Source organism: Moorena sp. SIO3B2 (assembly GCF_010692525.1).
GTDB lineage: Bacteria > Cyanobacteriota > Cyanobacteriia > Cyanobacteriales > Coleofasciculaceae > Moorena > Moorena producens.
Genome location: NZ_JAAHHE010000022.1, coordinates 96,205 through 119,633, shown reverse-complemented (window position 1 = coordinate 119,633; position 23,429 = coordinate 96,205). Strand labels below are relative to the sequence as shown.

Below are 23,429 nucleotides of genomic sequence, written 5' to 3'. Positions count from 1 at the left end.
ATTAAATTTTGGTAAGGTGCATATGGCAAGCTTCGTTAAATCCGAATCCGGACAATTAAATCACGACACTCAAGTTTGGGACAGTCTCAAACAAGCCATAGCAGCTAGTTCAGGATTTCAACGCTGGCAAATGGAACATCCCTTGGGTGAACAATTTCAGGACTATAGTCTTGATAGCCGCGTACGTCGTTACTTACGAGAAACTCTAGAAATGCTTGCCTACTGAACTTCCAGATCGGAGCAGCTCCGATCTGACATCATGTATTTTGATTTTAATTTATTAGTGATTTGTGGCATAAACAGGCAAAGCAATAGCCAGTCTTGGTTAAAATTATTCCTTTTGACGGAATAAAAGGAATAATACCATAGATTGCCAATTAGTGGTGATATTTTAGTAATGGTATTTTAACGATTTAGGTAGGTATAAGTTAACCATGAGTGCATTACTACTTCTTACGGTTCCCTGTCAATAGTCAACGGTCAGTGGTCAAAGAGCTGCTGGACGAAAGACAAATGAGGAAGGATAATTAGCATTGCTGCTGATTTTGGAGTTGACATGGCCTTTGAATATCCTGATGACCTCAAATACCTTGATAGCCACGAATATGTCCGGCTTGATGGCGAAATTGCCACTATTGGTATTACCGCCTTTGCCATTGACCAACTGGGTGACTTAGTTCTTCTGGAACTCCCAGACATTGACGACACCATTGAGAAGGGTAACAAGGAAAATGACAAAAACTTTGGTACCATTGAATCTGTCAAGGCAGTTTCGGATCTATATTCACCGGTATCGGGTACGGTGGTAGAACGAAATGAGGAGATGATTGAGGCTCCTGAACAGATTGCAGAAGACCCCTATGGTGAAGGTTGGTTAATTAAAGTGCGGCTGAATGACCCTGATAACCCACTGGAGGGTGTCCTTTCTCCTGAGGAGTACCGTGCCAAAGTCGATGCAGAGTAGACTATGACACTCCCCGCCCTGAAAGGACGGGGATTCTTGCTTGGCCGTAGGCCACGCTGCGCGAACAATGGGGTGAATTATTTAACCAGGCCGGAGCCAGGAAAAATAGAGGTCGCCTCGACCCAAGCGTATTTGGTTTATAACCTAGGTTTCGGTGTGCCCCACCGTACCTAAACTAATTAACATATTAAGATAAACATTTTCTTAGGGATCTTAGACTTTCATAGACTTCCAAATCGTTAGACTTGATTGTGCAACCTGATTATCTCAAAACAGGTTTTTTACACTGTCTACTTATTTAAGATCATGTTCATCTAGAATACTATTTTTTTGTTATGTCTTTATCTTAGCACAAAGCCGTCCTGGAAGGACGGGGCTAATGACCCAAATTTTTTGGTAAAAATCTGATCAGTAGGGTTGTCATAACTAAACCCGGCTGTATAAAGTTGTGTATCTAGAACCAATCTAGCAATACCTCTAGGTTGTAGTATCCTAGGTTTTCATAGTGTATATTTAGAACTAAATTGCTTTAGGTCTAAATCTCTTTAGTTATACATCCGGGCTTTGTGTATCTATAGATTTACCAACTTAGGGGGTCACAGCCCTCAAAAGTGACCCCCTCCTTCGCTGCTTAATTCACAAATGGGTTTACTATGCAGAATTTGGATATCCAGGATCAAAAAAATAGAGCAAATACTCAGTCGTTGCTGAAATCTGACCCTATTCTTTCCGCATCGCAAATATTACCATCTACCGATGCTTTTGTCAATCGACACATAGGTCCAAATCCAGATTCAATAGAGCAAATGCTCAACGTCCTGGGTATATCCAGTATAGACAGCCTGATTGAGCAAACTGTACCCGCCGCTATTTGGCTTAATCAACCCCTGCAGTTACCACCAGCCCAAAGCGAGTATGCTGCCCTAGCTCAGCTAAAAGAAATTGCATCTAAGAATCAAGTATTCCGGTCTTTCATTGGCATGGGATATTCCGACTGCATTACCCCACCTATAATTCAACGGAATATCCTAGAAAATCCTGGTTGGTACACAGCTTACACCCCTTATCAAGCAGAGATTGCTCAGGGACGACTCGAAGCACTACTCAACTTCCAGACTATGATTATAGACTTGACTGGTCTGGAAATTGCTAATGCTTCCTTGCTGGATGAAGGAACAGCAGCAGCGGAAGCGATGAGCATGAGCTATGGTCTGTGTAAAACGAAAGCCAAACATTTCTTTGTTTCCCAAACCTGTCATCCCCAAACTATCGCAGTGGTAAAAACCAGGGCTAGACCTTTGGGCATTGAGGTGATTGTTGGTGACCACCGCACCTTTGAATTTGACCAAGAGATTTTTGGAGCTCTGCTTCAGTACCCAGCAACGGATGGCACCATATACGATTATCGGGAATTTATTGATAAGGCTCATGGTGCTAAAGCTTTAGTAACTGTGGCAGCTGATATTATAAGCCTTGCCCTGCTTACACCCCCTGGAGAATTTGGGGCTGATATTGCCATAGGTTGCACCCAGCGCTTCGGTGTTCCCCTAGGATATGGGGGACCTCATGCAGCTTATTTTGCTACTCGGGCAGCTTATAAACGGCAAGTACCAGGACGTATTGTTGGTGTGTCAAAAGATGCTAATGGTAAACCAGCACTGCGCTTGGCACTGCAAACCCGTGAACAACATATCCGTCGTGACAAAGCCACAAGCAATATTTGTACTGCGCAAGTGCTTTTGGCCGTGATAGCTTCAATGTATGCAGTTTATCATGGGCGACAAGGCATCAAACGTATTGCCGAGAGAATTCATCAATTAACGGTTATCCTAGCGGAGGGACTTAAACGCTTAGGTTACAGTATTAGCTCAGAACCGTTTTTTGATACTTTGCGCGTAGAATTAAGCGATCGCTCTGTGTCAGAAATTATCGAAGCAGCTGAAGCACGTCAAATTAATCTACGTATTATTGATTCAACTACTATCGGGATTTCCCTGGATGAGACAACGACGGCTAGGGATTTAGTAGACTTGTGGGAAATTTTTGCAAGTTTAGGGGAACCAAGCAGTGCATCCCTACTCTTTACTGTGGAAGAGTTGGCGGCTGAGGTAACACGTAAGGTGGCAGCTGATTTTAATGAACCGTTTGCTCGCCATAGTACCTACTTAACCAACCCAGTATTCAACCGCTATCACTCAGAAACGGAGTTACTGCGCTATTTGCACCGCCTGGAAAGTAAGGATTTGGCTCTAAACACGTCGATGATTCCTCTGGGCTCGTGTACCATGAAGCTGAATGCCACTGCTGAGATGATGCCAGTGACATGGCCGGAATTTGGTAAGATTCATCCGTTTGCTCCGGTCTCCCAAACTCAGGGATATCAAATTCTATTCCAGCTGCTGGAAGAATGGTTAGCAGAAATTACTGGCTTTGCTGGCATTTCTCTTCAACCTAATGCTGGTTCCCAAGGGGAATATGCAGGATTACTCACTATTTGTAAGTACCATGAAAACCGGGGAGAAAGCGATCGCAATATCTGTCTAATTCCTACTTCTGCCCATGGAACCAATCCCGCCAGTGCGGTGATGGCTGGTTTAAAGGTGGTGGCTGTTGCTTGTGATGAGATGGGCAACATTGATTTAGATGATTTGAGGAATAAGGCCGAGCACCATAGCCAAAACCTAGCTGCTCTGATGGTGACTTATCCCTCTACCCATGGTGTGTTTGAAGAAGAGATTAAAGGGATCTGTGCCATTGTCCACAACCATGGGGGACAGGTTTATATGGATGGGGCGAATATGAATGCCCAAGTGGGACTGTGCCGTCCGGGGGACTTTGGGGCAGATGTGTGTCACTTGAACCTGCACAAAACCTTCTGTATTCCCCACGGTGGGGGTGGACCTGGTATGGGACCAATTGGGGTGATGCCTCACTTAGTACCATTCCTGCCCAAAACCTTACAGCCTCAACCTTCAAATTTATCTATTGGTGCCATTTCTGCGGCACCTTGGGGAAGTGCCAGCATTCTACCTATTTCCTGGATGTATATTGCCATGATGGGGAGTGGGGGGTTAACTGAGGCGACTAAGGTAGCTATTCTTAATGCTAATTACATGGCTAAGCGGTTAGACCCTTACTATCCTGTTCTGTACAAGGGGAACAATGGATTAGTGGCTCATGAGTGTATTGTGGATTTGCGATCGCTTAAAAAGTCTGCGGGCATCGAAGTGGATGATATTGCCAAACGCCTGATGGATTATGGTTTCCATGCTCCAACGGTATCCTGGCCTGTAGCGGGGACAATGATGGTGGAACCTACTGAAAGTGAGTCGAAGGAGGAACTCGACCGTTTCTGTGATGCCATGATTGCCATCCGCCAGGAAATTGAAGCAATTGAATCGGGTCAAGTAGACCAAACCGACAATCAGCTGAAGAATGCTCCCCATACTGCAGAAGCCTTGATGGTCAGTGAATGGTCCCATCCCTATACCCGTGAGGAAGCGGCATACCCGGCACCTTGGTTAAGGGAACACAAGTTTTGGCCTGTGGTAGGGCGCATTGATAATGCCTTTGGGGATAGGAATTTGGTTTGTTCTTGTGAAGGGATGGAGGCATATATCTAACCCCAGAGTCAAGCGGGGAGTGTGGGGAGTGTGGGAGGTGTGGGAGGTGTGGGGAGATGGGGAGATTTTTATTAAGGGTAATTATCCTGACATGATATAACTCCCTTACTTATTAAGGGGGTTTACGAGGATTCCGACTCCCTCGGTGCGCTTACAGTCGTCGAATTAAATTCGCCACGGGTCGCACCGCTCCCGACTCCCTCGGTGCGCTTACAGTCGTCGAATTAAATTCGCCACGGGTCGCACCGCTCCCGACTCCCGACTGAGTATTAACGAGGGGAACCAAACACCTGCACCCAGTAGTGGCGATAGGGACTGGAAGGGTCGCTGACATAACCAAAGCCAATTTCTTGATACTGAGGCTTGAGTATATTACGGCGATGACCAGAGCTTTTCATCCATTGCCTAATGGTTTGAGCAGGAGTCGGGTAACCTGCGGCAATGTTTTCACCAACATAGGAATAGAGGTAACCTGCTGCTTTAGCGCGATCGCTTATTTTAGAACCATCTGAACCAGTATGGCTGAAAAAACCATTGCGCACCATATCTTCAGCGTGTAGCTGTGCGGCTTGAGTTAGCTCAGCAGAAAGCTGTAATGGTGGCAAGCCAGCTTTTCGCCGTTCAGCATTGGTTAGTCCAAGCAACTCAGTATTGAATTTAGCTAAGGATGAGCTACTGGTTAGCACAGTTATCTGCTCCTGAGAACCTCTCTGGAGAGTGTTATTGGAGTAAGGGTTAGCCAGAACTGAGCTAGACTGAAGCGCTATTTCAAATAATCCGAGCAAACTAAGCGGAGCAATTGCCCAAAAATGGATTTTATGCATAAATTACCTCATGGGTCAATATCTGCAACAGATCTGATTGCACCCGGTAGCCATTAATATGGCGCTAGATATATATAGCAATCCGATTCAGCTTTTCAAGGGGATTGCTCTATCTATCGACTAAGCCTCCCCTGAAAAGGTTCCCTAATTTTGAGGTTTATGGGAATTTCCCAGAGGATGGTTTTGTGCGTTCGCGTAGCGTGGCCGAAAGGCCAATCGCTTAGTGTGGCCGAAAGGCGATCGCATTTTCATTCCTTGATTATCATGCCTTTTTATAACTATTAATAGTTAAATTTATATCAGCTATTATTTATCAGTTATCATCTATCAGTTATCATCTATCAGTTATCATCTATCAGTTATCAGTTATCATCTATCAGTTATCAGTTATCAGCATTCAGCTTATGGGCTAATTCACAGGCTAGAAGCCTGTGCCACGCTACTTGAGATGCTTTTGAACAAGCGATGCAGCGCCGACCTGCGGGGGTTTCCCCCACTCGCGCTTTGCATCAAGAAAACAGGTAATCATTTTTTTGATCTGCTCAGAGCTGACCGCTGATAGCTGACCGCTGATAGCTGAAGGCTGAATGCTGACTGCTGACACTCTTGAAAAATAACTTTTCTAAGCACGATGACGAATTACTCCCGGTAACTGTCGCAGCACATCATTTTTATATCGAGCGAACTTTTTAATGGCATCTTGATTGACAATATTCTTTTTAGGAAGATTAACCGTAATCGTTCCTTCCATTTGCCATGGGTCAAAGTTTTCCCAGTTTTCAAAGTAGGCTTGCAAGTACAGCCAATAGGCTAGATCGATTTGAGCATCGTATACAATTAGGATACATGGCATTGGTTCTTTTAACCATTGCTCTATGTCTGAGCGTCCTAGGGGAAAGCCTATGGTTTCTTGGTCGGCGGCTAGCATGCTCAGAAAATCCGTTGCCTTTAGCTTGACGTAAATTTTACCATTTTCAAGTTCACAATTGGCATCATAGGTAAAGATAATCAGGTCAAAACCATAAGTGTACTCAAGCTCAACTCGTTCTACTGAGTAACCACATAAGAATATATATCGTTCCACATAATTGATACTGAGATCAGCAATAATTTGTTCTCTCGGTCGTTTATTTTTATTCATTGACCGGAAGGAATAAAAATGGTTTACTCTATAGCTTACAGCAGTTTTCAATTGGGTCAGTACTTTCGTTCTGGGTTGCGCGGGAGTCGGGAGCGGTGCGACCCGTGGCGAATTTAATTCGACGACTGTAAGCGCACCGAGGGAGTCGGGAGTGGAAAAAAATCCTGTGTACCTCACTCCTGATGACAATTGGTATAGATCATCATAGTTTAGCTTGAAATAAAAGCGATCGCTTATCACCGTAGACAAGCGATCGCTTTTATTATTCAGAGATTATCCAATGAAAAATCCGATTTAACTACCAGCTAGGACAAAATCCACTTCATCAGCTCCGCCAGTTTGATCTTGACCGGAGGTAATTTGTTCCCCATTCACTTCAACAGCGAAGGGTGTGCTGTGTGACAGCTCCTACACTGATTCTATAGAATCAGTGTAGGCAACAAGCGCCAATCCAGCTATTGCTTAGGAGGCGCTGGGCTTTAAGAACGGACTGCCCTCTCTTGATGCAATAGCGAGTGGGGGAAACCCCCAAGACCGCTTAGGTGCGCTTACAGTCGTCGAATTAAATTCGCCACGGGTCGCACCTCTGCATCGCTGCCGCTCTATTTTCTTGGTCTTTTTTTTAAGACTGTTTTGCTAACAAACCAGCATTTAAGGCCGTAGGCCACGCTACGCGAACGGCTTTGTTTATCAGTAAATATATTATAGCAATTCCATGCATACCCTGTGCAAAATTCATCCCTGGAATTACCGTAAGTAGACGGGAGCCTTATTTCAGACAACTTAAAACTATTACTCATAACCTACCGATTAGTTTGGCTCCCGTCTACAAGGTTTCGTCCCCCACACTCACGTAACACGATCGCAGTTATGGGGCTTCTTTTGCCGCAAGCTAAATTGATATTGTAATCCGTTGCATCAGGAGTATATCCCACGCTAGCCACCATCTTACGACCCTCATCGGTATAGATGAACGCCAACACGGTTGCGGAAATAATCCACAGCCATTTTAGTTCCGACCGCACCTACTGCTGCTATACCAGCACCCATTAGTATGTTGCGCAGTTTACTCATTTGTTGTTTTGACCTATGACTATATAAATAGTACCAGATTAAGACAGGTAAGTGTGGGAGGTGTGGGAGGTGTGGGAAGTGTGGGAAGTATGGGAAGTGTGGGGAGATGGGGAGATGGGGAGATGGGGAGCTAGCATTGAGAACTACTATAAATTCTGGATCACAAAGGGTTTGATGGCACTACTACTCCACTGATTCTGGAGTTTCTCAACTACAAATGGCCGAATTACAAACTTAGGGGGAACACCGTTATGTACATCAATCCGTAGGAAAGTATGAGGAGAGCGCACTGTTCTGCCTTTACCTTTGCGTCCGATAAATAAAAGCGATCGCGCCACCATTTGAACATAACCTCCCCCACTAATTTCCATCAGTTCAACCCCATCTTTGCGCTGACGCCGCAAACCAGCACCACTGCCGCCACAGACCAGCCAATTTAAATTGGAGTCAGCATGTTTAGTATCAAGGGTACGCAAATGCTCAAAACAATGGGCGTGTCCACTTAAGATGAAATCTACCAGTGGGCGTTTTTCCGGTAGGGAACCAAGAGCAGCAGCCACCTGAGCGAATACTTGGCGTAAATGGCCACGAACTGCGATCGCATCTGGCTGCTCCCATCGGGTTGTTTCTGTTGAATAGGGAGAGTGATGAAGATAGATCACTCGTCCCCTTACCTGAGGATCATGCCAAGAATCAATTAACCGTTGCTGTAACCAGTCTAGTTGCTCTCGGTCAGGAGCAGCCTTAGGTTTAGACGAAGAGTCAGAACTACAAAAGGTATTGGAATCAAGAGCAAAAAAGTCAATGCCACCATATCTAAAGGTATAGTAGCGATTGGGTAAGCGGGTAAAGTGACCAGGTTGGTAGCGCAGGCATCTTCCCGTTTCGGTCTTGGCCGTATAGTGTTGGTTGAGGTACTCAGCTAAATTACTGCGCTTGTGAGGTTGACTCAAGCAATCAAGAAAAGCTTGAGCATAGGCTTTGCCTTGGTTAGAACTATCCCAACCTAGCGTCAACCCTAACTGAGATTTTAACCAACGGCGTAGAGGTAAACTTAACTGAGCAAATAATCTGGGCAGAAAAGTCAGGTCATAGTAATCATGATTTCCTGGTACAGGGAAAATCGGGTGATTAAAGACTAGTCGAGTAGTGTCAGTTTTTTTGACAGGACTCCTAATACCAAAAACCTCTCGGTAGAATTTAAGAAATTTCTCCAGATAAAACTCACCCGACCCAAAGGGATAAACGAGATCCCCTGTGTGTAACGTAAAGCAACAAGTATCCATGTGCTCACGTAATTGTTGAGCAATTTGTGCTTGCAGCTTCTCTCCATATTTCGTATCTGAATCCGTATCCCCAAGGACTAGAAACGAAAAGTCTGGACGTTCATTTTCACCATCATCAAGCACTAACTGAGTTTGGTCAATTCCCTCCTTGATAATCCCAGGATTACGCCAGCATAAGCACTGGTTGATTGTAGCGATTTTAGTAGCAATAGGTGGGTCATATAGCATGTTTAAAATAGGTGAGGTAGATTCCCGATTCCCTTTTACTTGAACAATGTCGGGGTAAGGTTCTCCTCCTCCTCCCAATCCTGTTCTTTGTGATTGTTTCCGTAACCGGATTTGTAGTACTTGTAAGGGCTAATAGAGTCACCTTTAACACCATTAGCAACAATGCCTAAAACGTGAATTTGAGACAGTTTCAGATTCTCAAGAGCTTGGGTCAGAGCAGAACGATCTGTTTTCCCAATGCGACTTACCAGAATCAACCCATCGGTGTGAGAAGTAAGCAAGCTAGCGTCTGCTAATCCCAAAACTGAGGGAGTATCATAAATTACGAGGTCAAAGGTTTCGTGGAAACCTGCCATCAATTGTGTCATTTTATGGGAATATATCAGCTTGGTAGGATCTGGAACAAGTTGACCTGAGGTTAGGACTGATAAGCCAGCTACAGGTAACTTTTGCTCAATTACGTCTTCAGGGGATAGGGTTTGGAGAATTAAATTACTTAATCCCAACTGGTTGGATAATTGCAATCTTGGATGAACTTGGGGTTTACGCAAATCTGCATCAACTAATAACACCTTTTTCCCTATGGCTGCCGCTGTTTGAGCCAGGTAAATAGCAATGGTTGACTTACCATCCCCAGGCAGAGCTGAACTGATTGCCAGAGAACGGATTGGGCGGTCTGAACTCAGTAATTGAATATTGGTATAGAGTACTCGTAGGGCTTCCAAAAAGTGTGAGGATTGGGAGTCCCCATAATAGATGTAAGGCGTTGATTTTTGCTTCAAAGCTGGTATTAGCCACGTAAAAGGTTTAGACAATAAACCTCCTACTTTGGCTAGGGAGTTATTACTTGGCGTTGCTGCTATTTGTTTATTAATGGGGATATTCCCTAACAAATGGAGTTTGCTTTGCTGTTTTAGTTCCAGGGCAGTGTGATAAACGTGATCTAATTTTTCCAATATTAAAGCAACACCAATGCCTACAGCAAGACTAGCTACAGCTCCCAAGGTTAGACTACGTTGGATATTAGGAGAGATGGGAGCCACTGGCCGAACTGGGGCTTCAATTACTTCCCAAGGAATCTCAGTTTGGGCGGCTTCGATTTGCAAGGTTTCCCAGGTAGCCCGAAAACGGTTTAACCCCTCAGTAGCAATTTGTATTTCTAACTCTAAGTCGGTATATTGTCTGGTTAAAGCAGGCATTTGTTTAGCCTGTTGTTTTAGCTGTTTTTGGGCAACTAATAAGGTTTGACGTTGGGTTTCAAGCCTTTGCACTTCAGTTACAGCTTCTGCTAACTTGGATCCTAAAATTCGCTCTGCTTCTTGCTCTAGGATCGGCAGGAGGTTTTGCCGTTGATTTTGCAGAAGTCGAATCGCCGTGCTTTGTGGTTGGAAGCGAGTTAATTCCGCAGCAATTTGCGTTTCCACCTCTCTTAACTGACCAATAATTTGCTGATATAGTGGAGCTTCGCTAAGAGCGGCCACAGCCCCAGTTTCTTCTTGTAGAGAACCAAGATTGAAGCGGCTTTTAGCTAATTGTTGTTCAAGGGCTAAGTTTTCCTGCTTCAAGGCGGTAATTTGAGAAGCGATTAGTTCAGCTTGGCTGTCTGGGTTAGTAAACTGATATCGCTCTCGAAAGGCTTGTAATTGGTTTTGCAGTTCATTTCCCCTGGCTTGTAAAGATGGTAACTGGTTTTCAATGAATTGAATCCCTTGGCGTAAGTTAGTCTGGCGCTCGTTCAGGGAGTAGTTCAGGTAGACTTTGGCTAATTGCTCTAAAATAGTGAGGATCAGATCCGGATCGTTTCCCTGGTAGCTGATTTCCAAGATCTTAGTTTTCCCTAAGCGAGTAATTTTTAAATTGCCAATTAGGGAATTATAACTAATTTCGGGATAGGTTTTTTGTACTTCTGCGAGCACTACTTCCATTAGCTCAGGACTACGCAGGACTTGAATTTGGGTTTGGTAGTCTAAACTAGATTTAATGTTTTGGTTCCCTAAACCAGGCGTTAAATTGCCTAAGTCATTTTCAGCATTAACAGGCTCTACTAAAATCCGAAATTTGCTTTGGTAACTTGGCTCTTCATTTAAAGTTCTCGGGATGACGAAGGATATCCCTGTCACTGTTACCCCTACAATGACTACTCCTCGCCGTCGCGCCACCGCAAACCAACGGCCCAAATCCCACTCACTGTCTTCTGATTCTAACCACGGTGACCCTTGAGGTAAAGGGGGAAAGCTACCGTTACTACTCGGAACTGAGGGAGGAGAGGGAGAAAAGTTATGAACCATTGAGTTTCGCTTCCAATTTAATCAAGGGGATGCTAGAACAGTTGACTACACAAGAGTTTGTTGGTACCGGTTATACAGAGATATGGCACCTTCAATTAAAAGCTCTAAAATTTATAATTCAGCAGTCATGATTCAGGATTAATAATAAATAATTTTTAATGGTTTTATTATCAATACTTTTTAAGGTATTTATATAGATCTAATTTAAAACAAGGAACGTAAAGGATTAAAAATTTTTAAAATTGGTTCTAAAATGTTAGATATGGTATCAGTAATTTGGGTATAACTGGAGCGACCAGCAATGATAATATCGTTCTGGGATAGCAGAGGGTTAGTTTGGGGATCAATTCCTTGTTTAAAATTGACTTCGATTTCCCTTCGCGTTAGGCTACCATCAGGATTAAAACGAATTAGCTCCACAATTTTTTCTGCTCGCTCATTAAATCCACCCACAGAAAGCAACGCTTCATTAAGAGTGGTATTAGATGGCATTTCGACTGTTCCTGGTTGTTTCACTTCTCCAGCAACATTGACCCGAATTACATCTGGAGAAAGGTTAGTCGAGGCAATTTGAGCAGCTTCTACGGCGGTAATTTCTGTGGCAGTAGGAATAATCACTGTGTCTCCCTTTTGCAAGGCCAAATCTTGACTGAGGTCGCCATCTTGTAATAATTTCCAGAGGTTAATGTTAATCAGCTGTTCTGTGCCATCGCGAGTGGGGCGACGCACTTGAATTTCCCGCACGTTAGCTGAGGGTTTAATGCCTCCGGCGGTTTGAATCGCTTGACTAACTGTGGGGCGACTAGTGCCGTTTTGTCCTCCTTCTAGGCGGTAAGCGCCTGGTCGAAAGACTTCCCCTACCACAGCAACATCAGATATTTCCTCAGTGCTAGCCAGGTTAGACGCTGCGAGTTGAGCGGTTTTGGCTAAGTCCACCTCAGTGGTGGTTGGAATCATAATTACATCCCCATCCCGCAAAATCAGGTTTTGACTCAAATCACCTGCTTGCAGCAGTTGTGAGAGATTGACGGTAATAGTGTCGGTGATACCAGAAGGTTGAGTACGCCGAATTTCGACTCGCTCTAAATCCGCCGATTGGGTCATACCTCCAGCAAGCTGCACCGCTTGAGCGAGACTGGGAAACTGAGCATTATTGATTAAAGGTAAAACGTAGGAGCCTGGTTGTTTAATTTCCCCAGAAATAGCGATTTGTAACGGGCGGGGTTGTAGTAAACTAACCGTGATCGCAGGAGAACGCAATTCCGATTGATATTTAGCTGCGATCGCGATTTCGGCTTCTTCTAAGGTCATGCCGTCAACGGTCAGTTTCCCAACTAAGGGCAACTTCAGAGAGCCATCCACACCAACCTGTTGTTGGCCACTAAACTCCGGAACCCTGAAAATAGTAATTAGAATCAAATCACCTGCACCAAGGGTATAAGTCTGGTCTATAACGGGGCTAACTGGCTCTACAGCAGGTACAGGAGTGGTAAAATCAGTAGGATAGGGGGATGGTAGTGTCTGGGTAGGTTTACCAAAGGTCGGCAGAGGTACGATTTCTGTGGGACCTTGGGACGATGGTAGTGTCTGGGTAGGTTGCTCAAAGGTGGGCACAGGTAGGGTTTCTGTGGACTGACCTTGGGACGACTGACCTTGGGACGACTGACCTTGGGACGGTGTTGGTGTAGATTGAGCAATAGTCGATTGAGCAATAGTCGATTGAGCAAGAGTCGGAGCAGGTAGAATCTCCCTCAGCTGTTCACCATTAGGCAGTAATTCCCTGAATGTAACCATAGCTAACTTCCCAGAAGCAGCTAAGTTGGCATCGGCAAGGATAATCTCAGGATGATCCTCTACTTGATTAGACCTCTGGGACAATAGACCTTTTGCAAAAGTATTTTTCTGATACTGTTCTTGATGGAATAGCGAGTGGGGAGGAGCTGTGTGGGTCACCTGCGTCCGCACCTTGTAAACCCCTTGGGAACCCTCTTTGGCCGACTGCATCGCTTTTCGTGAATTCTTGTTCACTGTTGCCTGTTCCCAGATCCGCTGTTCCCTCTTCTGAAAGAAGTCTAATGAACCACTAACCCAAGTCACGTCTGAGCTAAAGCTTAATTTCCCCAGAGGTCTATTGGTATTGTTGGCATTTGCTACCAACTCCGATTTCGTTTGTTTCTCCACCTTAGCTATCCCTGGAGCTGGTATTTCAGATTGTGCTGTCACTAATTCTGGAGTGGGAGCACCTGGCAAAGGGAGGGAACTTTGGCTAACTGGGGTAAACGTGGAAATCATCTGAGCTCGGGGTTTTTTCGGTACCTTCACTGGAGCTGCATCGACTGTAAAGACAATCTCGGGATGATCCTCTGCTTGATTAGACATCTGGTAAAACGAGCCATTAACCCAAGTCACCTCTGAGCTAAAGGTTAATTTCTCCAGAGGTCTATTGGTATTGTTGGCATTTGCTCCTAACTCCGATTTCTTTTGTTTCTCCACCTTAGCTATTGGGGAAATCATCTCAGCTTGCGGTGTTTTCGGTACTTTCACTGGAGCTGCATCGACTGTTTCAAATCGCATTGTGAGCAAATCACCGCCAACGGAGCGAGCAACAATTCGATCAATCGGTAGTGTTTTAACTATCTCTGGCGGAATAACGGTTGTAGGAGGAAGGGATGGTTGAATCTTTGCAAAGTTTTTTGGGCTAACGGTTTGTCGGGTGAGCCCTGGTAGGGTTGGCTGTGAATTACTTTGGTTTAACTGAGATTGGGTAAGGGAAAACTTTGGCTTAGCAAACGTTTGTGGTAAAGTAACGGTTGGTGACTTTGGCAGATTGGTATCGTTTTTTCCTTGATTGGAGTAACTGACCTTTCTTGATTGATCACCAGAAATCAGTTGGACAATAGGATGATCGTTGTAATTCCAATTGTTACTCAGCCCAAACCCTAAAGAATAGCTAGCGGCGGCTGACATCGGAATCAGTACTAAGGCTCTAAGCATAAGATTATTTTATCGACTTCAACAAACTCCAATTTTTGGAATAAGCACCTCGAAAATTTGATCACTAAGGTTTATCCAGCAACAGAAAATTTGCTGATTATACAGTAAAAAAATTTATCTAAAACCAGTTATGGATTTGTTAACCTAACGTTGTTAATCTAACTTGGGTTAGTTTTGTCTTGGCAGTAATGTTGAGCTGTTACCAATAGCTTTTGAAAGTTCAATACTACTTATAGTAACTAAATATAGTTAAAGAGTCACTACGGGGAGATGCTGAGGGTAACTGTCACGGACCTAAGTTAATGCACCTCTATCCTTAATACTGGTCTTAGTGTAGTTATCAGGATTATTCCCTACAGGATTCTTTTGCTGCAATCATTAGACCTCTTGCAAAAGTATTTTTCTGATAGTGTTCTTGATGCAATAGCGAGTGGGGGAAACCACGGCAGTCGCTCATGGGGGAGACCCCCAAGACCGCGCTGCCTTCCCAAGACCGTAATGGTGCGTTTTCCGTAGGCGAATTAAATTCGCCACGGGTCGCACCTCTGCATCGCTTTGCGTCAATTTTTGTCCACTGTTCCGGTGATCCGCTGTTCCCTGTTCCCGACAACTGCCGCGAAGTCTATTGAGAACCCTGCCCGGATGATAGCATTGCTAAGACGTTAAAGTGACGGTTCTTTTGTCAATAAGTAATTATACTTGATTATAGCAGTTTGACCTTGGGTGAGGTACTTTCGTCTTGGGTTAATGGGAATAGGGAATAGGGAACAGGGAATAGGGAACAGGGAATAGGGAACAGGGAATAGGGAACAGGGAATAGGGAATAGGGAAAAAATTATGTGTACCTGATTACTATGAGAAACGCTATATTTCTAAAATAGTCTCTAAATCTTGGCCAAGAAATATAATACCAATTCTTCGCGCTCACACCGCTACACATCAATTTCATCTCCCCATCTCCCCATCTTCCCATCTGCATCTGTAGTCCACCTTTGAAGAATTGGTATAATTTTTAGGGAGGCGATCGGTAAAATTTAAACTTATCATTAATTTTAGGCTCAAAATTCGGGATGAAAGTGAAGGTAATAGTGAATTTAATACTTCATATTTACCTAATTTTTAAGGATAATTACGGATTGAGCAAATTAAGTCGGTTTTAACTGGTCACGAATGGATATCGAGTGCTTATCAAGCAGCTTTTCCTTCTCTTATCCCTATCTTAACCTGATTAATAACATTTTTATTCAGAGAATACTTTAAATTAATCATGATGTTATCCTTAAGGTTAGTATAAGTGATAGGATAACCCAAGGGAGCAGATTATTCATCAGCTAAGAGGATAAACTCTATTCCTAGAGTCACTAAATAATCGGCTCCGAGTAATTAACAGGTTTTGATTTAATCTTATCTTAATTAATCATTTTTTGATTTGGTTGCGCTAACAATTTTTAATTAAAAATATAAGTCATGGCATTTTAAAAAAAATATAGATTTTTTGAAAAAAAACCTGAGGTTATTGTTAATTTGAGTAGAAAGTATCGGATAATAAAATCTAGCCGATTATTCATCAGCTCAGAGAATAAAATCTATTCCTACAGTCACTAAATAATCGGCTCCGAGTAATTAACAGGTTTTGAGTGCATCTTACCTTAATTACTGAATCTTTTGCCTGGGAGTGAACTACACTCTGGTAATTACGACCGCCGTAAGAAATATTGCTGGTGCAGGTGACGGACTTGGTTTTGTTTTGGGTCTTAGCAGATCCAGACTATTCAACAGCTTATGGAAAATCTAGATGCTTGTATGGCTTCTAATTGTGCAAATTTACCAAGTTTATTAGAGCAAGCAAATCAGCTTGCAGAATAATTAGAGGCTTCTATAATACGAGGGTCTAGAGGTAATCCTGGTTCTCAGATGTAGTAATTCTTATGCTATTACACCATGGTTTCCCCTGGATATTATGTACTTGCTTTCATTATCGCGGCTTTAATTGTTTTCAAGACTATTCCTTTAGTTAAAGCGGCTGCCATCAACTATCAGTACACGGATTTACCAGCCGAGCGTAAAGTGCATCGACAACCGATGGTGCGTTTAGGGGGAATTTCTATTTGTGCTAGCACCTTAATCGCTCTGTTTTTAGTATGGAGTCTAGGAGGGTTGGCTGATTTTCCCCCTGAAGTCACCTTAGAGGTTTGGGCAGTTTTTCTCGGCAGTTTCTGCTTTTTCTTGATTGGCGTCACAGACGACTTGGTGAATTTATCGCCGTTAACGCGCTTGTTACTGCAAGCAGCAGTTGCCAGTTTAGTTTGGAAAATGGGGGTGCGGATTAGCTTTGTAAGTCTTCCAGGAGTGGGAATAGCACACTTAGAATGGCTCAGCTTACCTATTACCGTCCTCTGGCTGACAGGGGTTGTCAACGGGATTAATTGGATTGATGGACTGGATGGCTTGGCTTCAGGAGTCGCTGGTATTGCTGGCGTGATTATTTTCGTCCTCAGTTTGTTCATCGGTCAAACCGAGGCAGCACTAATTAGTGCGGCATTAGTCGGGAGTTTATTAGGATTTTTGTACTACAACTTCAATCCAGCCCAAATTTTTATGGGAGATGGTGGCTCCTACTTCATCGGTTTCACTATCGCTAGCCTGAGTGTGATTGGATTGGTTAATGGTGCCGTAGCTACAACAGTCCTCTTACCCTTTCTGGTCTTGGCAGTACCCCTTTTAGACATGTCTGCTGTGATTACCCTGAGATTATGTCACGGCAGTTCACCTTTCCAGGCTGATCAACGCCATCTCCATCATCGTTTGTTAAAGGCAGGTTTGTCTCATCGACTAACGGTGTTACTGATTTACGCCCTCACGTTATGGGCTGGCAGTTTAGCCCTAGTCTCTGTTCAGTTTCCTCGCAGTCCGGTAATTGTCGGTAGTACAACGATTTTACTGGGATTGGTGATTTGGAGAGCATGGCAGTCTGTTCATGGCTCTTCCATGGAGCAGGGAGTGGGGAGCAGGGAGTAGGGAGTAGGGACTTCGGAGCAGGGACTTCGGAGCAGGGACTTCGGAGCAGAGAAAAAATTCTTTGTACCTGATTAGTACGAGAAACGCTACAGATCTTATTACATCTGAATTTTAAGCATGGCTGGGGAGATGGCCATCTGGCCATCTCCCCATACTCCGCGCGCTATCTCCGCGTGCCTCCTCTTCCCGATTCCCGATTCCCGATTCCCGACTCCCGATTCCCGATTCCCGACTCCCGATTCCCGATTCCCGACTCCCGATTCCCTGCTTCCTGCTCCGAACGCGCCCCGCGTGGCCTACGGCCTCAGTCCCTGCTCCGTAAAACAAAAATACTTCAACCAACTGAAAAGACTATAGCTGGACTTATGGTTCTAATTAAACAACCAAAAACATCGAAACATATGAAAGACTGCTTACCAACAACAACACTTAGTGAGCAGTCTGTTCAGCTGTCTGTACTAACTCAATTTTTTCCTCCTGACTATGCTGCTACTGGGCAGCTAATCGAAGAATTAGTGATGCAATTGGGCAAACAAGGCATGGACATTAAGGTGTTTACTGGGCAACCAGGCTATGCCTTTGGGACTCCCACTGCACCAAGGTATGAAAAGTTGGGAAAAGTACAAATTAAGCGATCGCGTTCAGCTCAACTGTGGCCTCAGCGGATTCGTGGCAAAGCTGTTAATGGCTTAATTTTCGCTGTGCGAGCTTTCTTGCACTTAGTTAAAAACTGTCGTCGTCGTAATTTGGTGTTATTAACGACTGCGCCACCGTTTTTCCCTGTGGTTGCCTACCTGGCTCGTAGGATTTTTGGTATGCGCTATGTTTGCCTAATTTACGATTTTTATCCAGACATTGCTGTGGAGTTAGGAGTCATTGGTCACGATCATCCCTTGGCTCGATTTTGGAGAGGTCTCAATCGTCGGGTTTGGCGTAAAGCCGAGGCAATTATTGTCCTTAGTTCAGCCATGAAGCAACGAGTCATAGATACCTGTCCTAAATTGGCTAACAAGGTGGCAGTGATTCACAGTTGGGCTAACCCAGATGTGATTGTGCCACTCCCCAAGCCAGATAACTGGTTTGCCCAGAAGCACAACTTAGTTAATAAATTCACGGTGCTTTACTCTGGTAATATGGGGCGCTGCCATGATATCGACACGATTCTTGAGACTGCTAAATTACTGAAAGACGAACCGATTCAGTTTGTCTGTATTGGTAGTGGTGCGAAGCGAGAAGCCTTAATCGAGGACGTGAAGCGCTTAGGTTTAACTAACTTTCTGTTTTTGCCCTACCAAGACAAAGACATGCTGCCTTACTCATTAACCGCTTGCGATCTCTCCTTAGTAAGTGTGATTCCTGGTATGGAAACCTTAGTGGCTCCTAGCAAACTCTACTCTGCGTTAGCTGCTGGGGTTCCCGTGGCGGTAATTTGCTCTCCTCAAGCGTACTTAACTGAGCTGATTGCCAAGGCTAAGTGCGGTGCCAGCTTCGTGAATGGAGACAGCCAAGGTCTGGCTGACTATATCCGCTCTCTGGCCGCTAATCAGGAGTTAGTAAACTCCCTAGGTCAGGCTGGTCGTGAGTATTTACTAGAGAATTTTACTCCTGAAGTGATTGCTAAACAGTATGATCAGGTTCTTTGTGAAGCCTTGAGTCGGGAGTCGGGAGTCGGGAGTCGGGAGTCGGGAGTCGGGAGCGGTGCGACCCGTGGCGAATTTAATTCGACGACTGTAAGCGCACCGAGGGAGTAGGCAAGAGGCAAAAGGCAAGAGGCAAAAGGCAAGAGGCAAAAGGATAAGCAATTTCCCCTGGTTGACTGACTTTAGATCATGGCGTAGGTTGGGTTGAGGCAACGAAACCCAACAAAGCGTGAGGCTTTTGTGGGGTTACGCTATCGCTAACCGCTCCCTACAGCACTAGCTTGCCTATTGCCTATTGCCTATTGCCTTTTGCCTTATGACCTTGACTTATGCGCCGTTTTTTGATAGTATTAATTCCTGGAAACATTGTCCCATAAAATTAAATTAAGGATTAAACAAAATTATCCCACAAATGTCAGCTATCAGCGATCAGCTATCAGCTATCAGCTATCAGCTATCAGCGATCAGCTATCAGCTATCAGCTATCAGCTAAAGGCTTATGGCTTATGGCCACACTACTGTTCGCGTAGCGAATGGCTGACTGCTGACTGCTGACTGCTGACTGCTGAATGCTTACCCACAAATTATTCCACCAATTTACTCAATTGTCCTGAAATATCTCAGTTACTAAGAATAAATAATTGGTGCCTAACGCCTAACTCATAAGCGTTTGTTTGACTATTTTTTTTGACTGGCTTTAGTAAATAATCTATTTCAATCGGTGCTCGCTATAGCGCTAGGCGCAAGTCAGAAGTAAGAAGTCAGAAGTCAGAAGTAAGCTATGACTAAGTTTCGGAGTTTAGGAATGTTAAACATCTGAATGCGTAGTGCTATATAAGTTATTAATTAACTAGTAAGCATTCAGCCGTCAGCGGTCAGCCGTGAGCTAAAAGCTCACGCTGCGCGAACAGCTTTCCATAACTCAGATTAAACTAATGCTTACCTGTTGTCTTGATGCAGTCGCTCATGGGGGAAACCCCCAAGACCGTAATGGTGCGTTTTCCGTAGGCGAATTAAATTCGCCACGGGTCGCACCTCTGCATCGCTTATTCAAAAGCTGTTCCCTTTGCTTACCCTATGCCCATAAGCACCTCAAGTAGCCTGTCCATAGCCCATAAGCTGATAACTGATAGCTGATAGCTGATAGCTGATAGCTGAATGCTTACATTAACTAATTTCATAAAAGCCAATTAACAACTATATTATTATCTAGTTATTAATATCTAGATAAAGGGTAGGATGGGGATTATATGGTTTAATAAAAGTATGTTTAGGATTAAACAAAATTATCCCACAAATTATCTCACCAATTTGCTAAATTATCCTGACAGATATCAGTTACTAAGAATAACTAATTGGAGCCTAACTACTAATAGTTTAGTTTACTAGTTTGTTTGACTGGTTTGTTTAGGAAATCATCTAAAAAATAAAATTGGCAACCCGCGCTAATTAAAAAGCGTCCGTAGTCAGGCGCGAAATTTAAAGAAGGTGGGTTACGGCGCGGATAAAAACTGATTGGTAATCTCTCAAAATCCTTGCCCAGCCTAACCCACCCTACGAACTAAAATTAAATACTAGCTAGTTATTACTATCTAGATCCTTAAGTTTTAGGAGTGGGCTTCGATGGTCCTGTTGATCTCAGTCTCTCCCCACACCACTTTTCATTAGTTGTGATGTCAACAGCAGGAAAGTGATTAAGGGGGAGATTGTGTGTCTATTATTTTAGGGAGCAGGGAGTCGGGAGCGGTGCGACCCGTGGCGAATTTAATTCGACGACTGTAAGCGCACCGAGGGAGTCGGGAGCGGTGCGACCCGTGGCGAATTTAATTCGACGACTGTAAGCGCACCGAGGGAGAAGAGTTTTAGGGTGAGTTATCAGCTATTAGCTATCAGCTATCAGGGCATTGCTGAGGGGCGGAATGAATAGGAGTGGGGTGGGCATCCTGTCTGCCCGGAAATGAAACAGGCAAGATGCCTGTTCTACAGTTGAGGCAACAGGCAAGATGCCTGTTCTACAGTTGAGGCAACAGGCAAGATGCCTGTTCTACAGTTGAGGCAACAGGCAAGATGCCTGTTCTACACTTGCCACTCTTGTCCCCCCTGCTCCCAATTCCCGATTCTAAATTCTACTTGGTGGTGCGTTACGGGGCGGACTATCCCAACGCTGGCTACGAGGTTTAAAATCAGGGCAAGCCCGCCCCTAACGCACCCTACGCACTAAATTCCCGATTCTAAATTCGCGCATTCTAAATTCTAAATTCCCGACTCCCTGCTCCCTATTCCCTAAAGCTCAAGATGCTATGCTCAAACTATCAGGTTCAACAGAGGATCATGTACCACACTGACCCACCCCGTCCTCCCAGGGAAACTATGCCCACTATGTATGATCTACCTAGTGAAGACCCAGAGGAGCCTGGTTTGCCTGACGAGTTTCATGACTTCCAACCCCAACTATTGCGAGAAACCTGCCAACCTCCCAACTACCCTAGGGAGGAAATGTTCATTGGTACAGACCTGAATTTATATTACGATAGCCGTAATTCGTTATGGCACAAGCGACCGGATTGGTTTCTGGTATTGGGTGTGACTCCCGCTCAACAACAACTAGACCTGCGCTGGAGTTATGTGGTTTGGCAGGAAGGAATAGCCCCATTTTTAGTGGTGGAACTCCTATCACCAGGTACCGAAGCCGAAGATTTAGGACAAACCCTAAGGTCTGCGAACAAGCCACCTACTAAATGGCAAGCTTATGAGCAGTACATGCGGATTCCTTATTATGTGGTTTTTGACCGTTATGACAACCAGTTCCGGGTGTTTCAATTAATGCCCATACAGTATCAGGCGGTAGAACTTTCTGAACCGAAATTTTGGTTTCCAAGGCTGGAATTAGGGTTAGGAGTTTGGCAGGGGAAATATCAAGAAACAGAAGGGTTGTGGCTGCGTTGGTATGATGAAGCTGGTAATTGGATTCCAACTTCAGCAGAACGGGCTGAACAGGAACACCAACGGGCTGAACGATTGGCAGAACGATTGCGTAGCCTTGGGGTCAATCCTGATGATTTGTAATGTAGGGAGTAGGGAACAGCGGATCTGGGAACAGGGAACAGGGAATAGGGAGTAGGGGGAAGAGTTTTAGGGTAAGCTATCAGCTAATGCGCTACTTGAGGTGCTACTTGAGGTGCTATCAGCTATCAGCTATTAGCTTTTAAATAAAATGAAACAGGCAAGATGCCTATTCTACACTTGCCACTCTTCTTCCACCTGCTCCCGATTCCCGTTCCCCTCCTGGGAGGGGTTAGGGGTGGGTTCCGATTCCCGATTCCCGATTCCCGATTCCCGATTCTAAATTCGCGCATTCTAAATTCTAAATTCCCTGTTCCCTTTGCGATATGTTGCCCACCATCACCCCAACCACTATTGATCTAGCTCCTGGAACTCAATTGCGGTTCCCAGGAACTTGGGAAGACTATGAGCAGCTGTTGGTAAAGCTTGGTGACCGGGCTAGTATTCGCATGCGATTTCGAGATAATCAGATTTTGCTCATGGCTCCTCTTCCTGAACACGGTAACCAAGCTGATATACTGACTGACTTAGTTAAAGCACTGCTACGCTATGAAGGAAAAGATTGGCAGAGCTTTGATCCGATTACCCTCAGGCAAGGGGGAATGCCTGGAGTAGAGCCAGATGCTTGTTTCTACATCCAAAATTACCAAGCAATTTTAGGAAAGCGAAGACTAGACCTGAGCCAAGATCCACCACCGGATCTCGCCCTAGAAATTGACCTGACTTCAATTACTGATATTAACGACTACATTCCCCTAGCTGTTCCAGAAGTTTGGATTTACAAAGCGGACACAATTCACATCTATCGATTTGAAAGTGGCCGCTATTTAGAGGTTCAAACCAGCCAAATTTTCCCAAATTTCCCCGTCAAAGAAACAATTCCCCAATACATTAATAAGGGATGGCAGTTTGGTTCTAGTGTAGCTCTGCGAGAATTTGTGGGACTTCTTGGAGAAGAAGGGAGTAGGGAGTAGAGAATCGGGAATTTAGAATGCGCGAATTTAGAATGCGCGAATAGTGGCAAGAGGCCGTATTCAGAAAATTTTGTGAGTTGAATGTAAGCTATCAGCGTGTCGCGTATCAGCTATAAGGGCATTGCTGAGGGGCGGAATGAATAGGAGTGGGGTGGCCATCCTGGCTGCCCGGAAATGAAACAGGCAAGATGCCGGTTCTAGGGTTGGGCAACAGGCAAGATGCCTGTTCTACACTTGCCTCCCGATTCTAAATTCGCGCATTCTAAATTTTTCATTCTCAATTCTTCATTCTCAATTCTTCATTCTAAATTC

General features: G+C 44.5%; 17 protein-coding genes and 1 pseudogene. 12 read left to right on the top strand and 6 right to left on the bottom strand.

Going from position 1 to position 23,429, the window contains the following annotated elements; genetic code table 11:
• The first annotated feature begins 22 nt into the window (after positions 1-22).
• The 4 genes from F6K38_RS07600 to gcvP all read left to right on the top strand — a co-directional run bounded on the left by F6K38_RS07600 (position 23) and on the right by gcvP (position 4,587).
• Complete coding sequence (locus F6K38_RS07600) at positions 23-226, top strand: hypothetical protein (RefSeq protein ID WP_044494522.1); 204 nt, start codon at positions 23-25, stop codon at positions 224-226.
• Between the two features lie 330 nt (positions 227-556).
• Positions 557-964, top strand: coding sequence for a glycine cleavage system protein GcvH (gene gcvH, locus F6K38_RS07595; protein WP_009149787.1), 408 nt, complete (start codon positions 557-559; stop codon positions 962-964).
• A 3-nt stretch (positions 965-967) separates the two neighbouring features.
• Entirely contained in the window at positions 968-1,138 is a 171-nt protein-coding gene (locus F6K38_RS07590; RefSeq protein WP_287248481.1) for a hypothetical protein, read from the top strand.
• A 479-nt stretch (positions 1,139-1,617) separates the two neighbouring features.
• Positions 1,618-4,587 carry an aminomethyl-transferring glycine dehydrogenase gene (gcvP, locus tag F6K38_RS07585; protein WP_287356406.1) on the top strand — a complete coding sequence of 990 codons (2,970 nt, stop codon included), beginning with the start codon at positions 1,618-1,620 and terminating at the stop codon, positions 4,585-4,587.
• Positions 4,588-4,856: 269 nt separating this feature from the next.
• Here the strand turns inward: gcvP and F6K38_RS07580 are convergent, their stop codons facing one another.
• The 6 genes and pseudogenes from F6K38_RS07580 to F6K38_RS07555 form a co-directional block, all read right to left on the bottom strand.
• Entirely contained in the window at positions 4,857-5,411 is a 555-nt protein-coding gene (locus F6K38_RS07580; protein ID WP_287265406.1) for a CAP domain-containing protein, read from the bottom strand.
• A gap of 622 nt (positions 5,412-6,033) precedes the next feature.
• Complete coding sequence (locus F6K38_RS07575; protein ID WP_287356409.1) at positions 6,034-6,792, bottom strand: DUF4365 domain-containing protein; 759 nt, start codon at positions 6,790-6,792, stop codon at positions 6,034-6,036.
• A gap of 653 nt (positions 6,793-7,445) precedes the next feature.
• Positions 7,446-7,626, bottom strand: a pseudogene (locus F6K38_RS44110) (hypothetical protein); the annotation flags it as partial.
• A 146-nt stretch (positions 7,627-7,772) separates the two neighbouring features.
• The gene (locus F6K38_RS07565) at positions 7,773-9,140 is read right to left on the bottom strand and encodes a metallophosphoesterase family protein (RefSeq protein ID WP_287356404.1); all 1,368 of its coding nucleotides are present in this window, start codon (positions 9,138-9,140) and stop codon (positions 7,773-7,775) included.
• 35 nt (positions 9,141-9,175) lie between these two features.
• The gene (locus F6K38_RS07560; protein ID WP_287356402.1) at positions 9,176-11,428 is read right to left on the bottom strand and encodes a GumC family protein; all 2,253 of its coding nucleotides are present in this window, start codon (positions 11,426-11,428) and stop codon (positions 9,176-9,178) included.
• 204 nt (positions 11,429-11,632) lie between these two features.
• On the bottom strand, positions 11,633-14,422 hold the full coding sequence (locus F6K38_RS07555; RefSeq protein ID WP_287248466.1) for an SLBB domain-containing protein: 2,790 nt from the start codon (positions 14,420-14,422) through the stop codon (positions 11,633-11,635).
• A 1,941-nt stretch (positions 14,423-16,363) separates the two neighbouring features.
• Between F6K38_RS07555 and F6K38_RS07550 the strand changes: the two genes are divergently transcribed.
• From F6K38_RS07550 to F6K38_RS07515, 8 genes are all read left to right on the top strand, one after another.
• A complete protein-coding gene (locus F6K38_RS07550; protein WP_287254282.1) occupies positions 16,364-17,440 on the top strand; it encodes a glycosyltransferase family 4 protein in 1,077 nt (358 codons plus the stop codon).
• 129 nt (positions 17,441-17,569) lie between these two features.
• On the top strand, positions 17,570-17,797 hold the full coding sequence (locus F6K38_RS07545; RefSeq protein ID WP_287254284.1) for a hypothetical protein: 228 nt from the start codon (positions 17,570-17,572) through the stop codon (positions 17,795-17,797).
• A gap of 44 nt (positions 17,798-17,841) precedes the next feature.
• Positions 17,842-19,191, top strand: a complete 1,350-nt coding sequence (locus F6K38_RS07540) for a glycosyltransferase family 4 protein (RefSeq protein WP_502709570.1) — start codon at positions 17,842-17,844, stop codon at positions 19,189-19,191.
• Positions 19,192-19,446: 255 nt separating this feature from the next.
• Positions 19,447-19,635 (top strand): hypothetical protein, encoded by a 189-nt coding sequence (locus F6K38_RS07535; RefSeq protein WP_287356400.1) that lies wholly within the window; start codon positions 19,447-19,449, stop codon positions 19,633-19,635.
• A 380-nt stretch (positions 19,636-20,015) separates the two neighbouring features.
• Complete coding sequence (locus tag F6K38_RS07530; protein WP_154659900.1) at positions 20,016-20,180, top strand: hypothetical protein; 165 nt, start codon at positions 20,016-20,018, stop codon at positions 20,178-20,180.
• Positions 20,181-21,411: 1,231 nt separating this feature from the next.
• Positions 21,412-22,146, top strand: a complete 735-nt coding sequence (locus F6K38_RS07525; RefSeq protein WP_287297493.1) for a Uma2 family endonuclease — start codon at positions 21,412-21,414, stop codon at positions 22,144-22,146.
• Positions 22,147-22,294: 148 nt separating this feature from the next.
• Entirely contained in the window at positions 22,295-22,426 is a 132-nt protein-coding gene (locus F6K38_RS07520; protein ID WP_287356398.1) for a hypothetical protein, read from the top strand.
• A 43-nt stretch (positions 22,427-22,469) separates the two neighbouring features.
• Positions 22,470-23,117, top strand: a complete 648-nt coding sequence (locus F6K38_RS07515; protein WP_287356396.1) for a Uma2 family endonuclease — start codon at positions 22,470-22,472, stop codon at positions 23,115-23,117.
• Positions 23,118-23,429 lie beyond the last annotated feature (312 nt).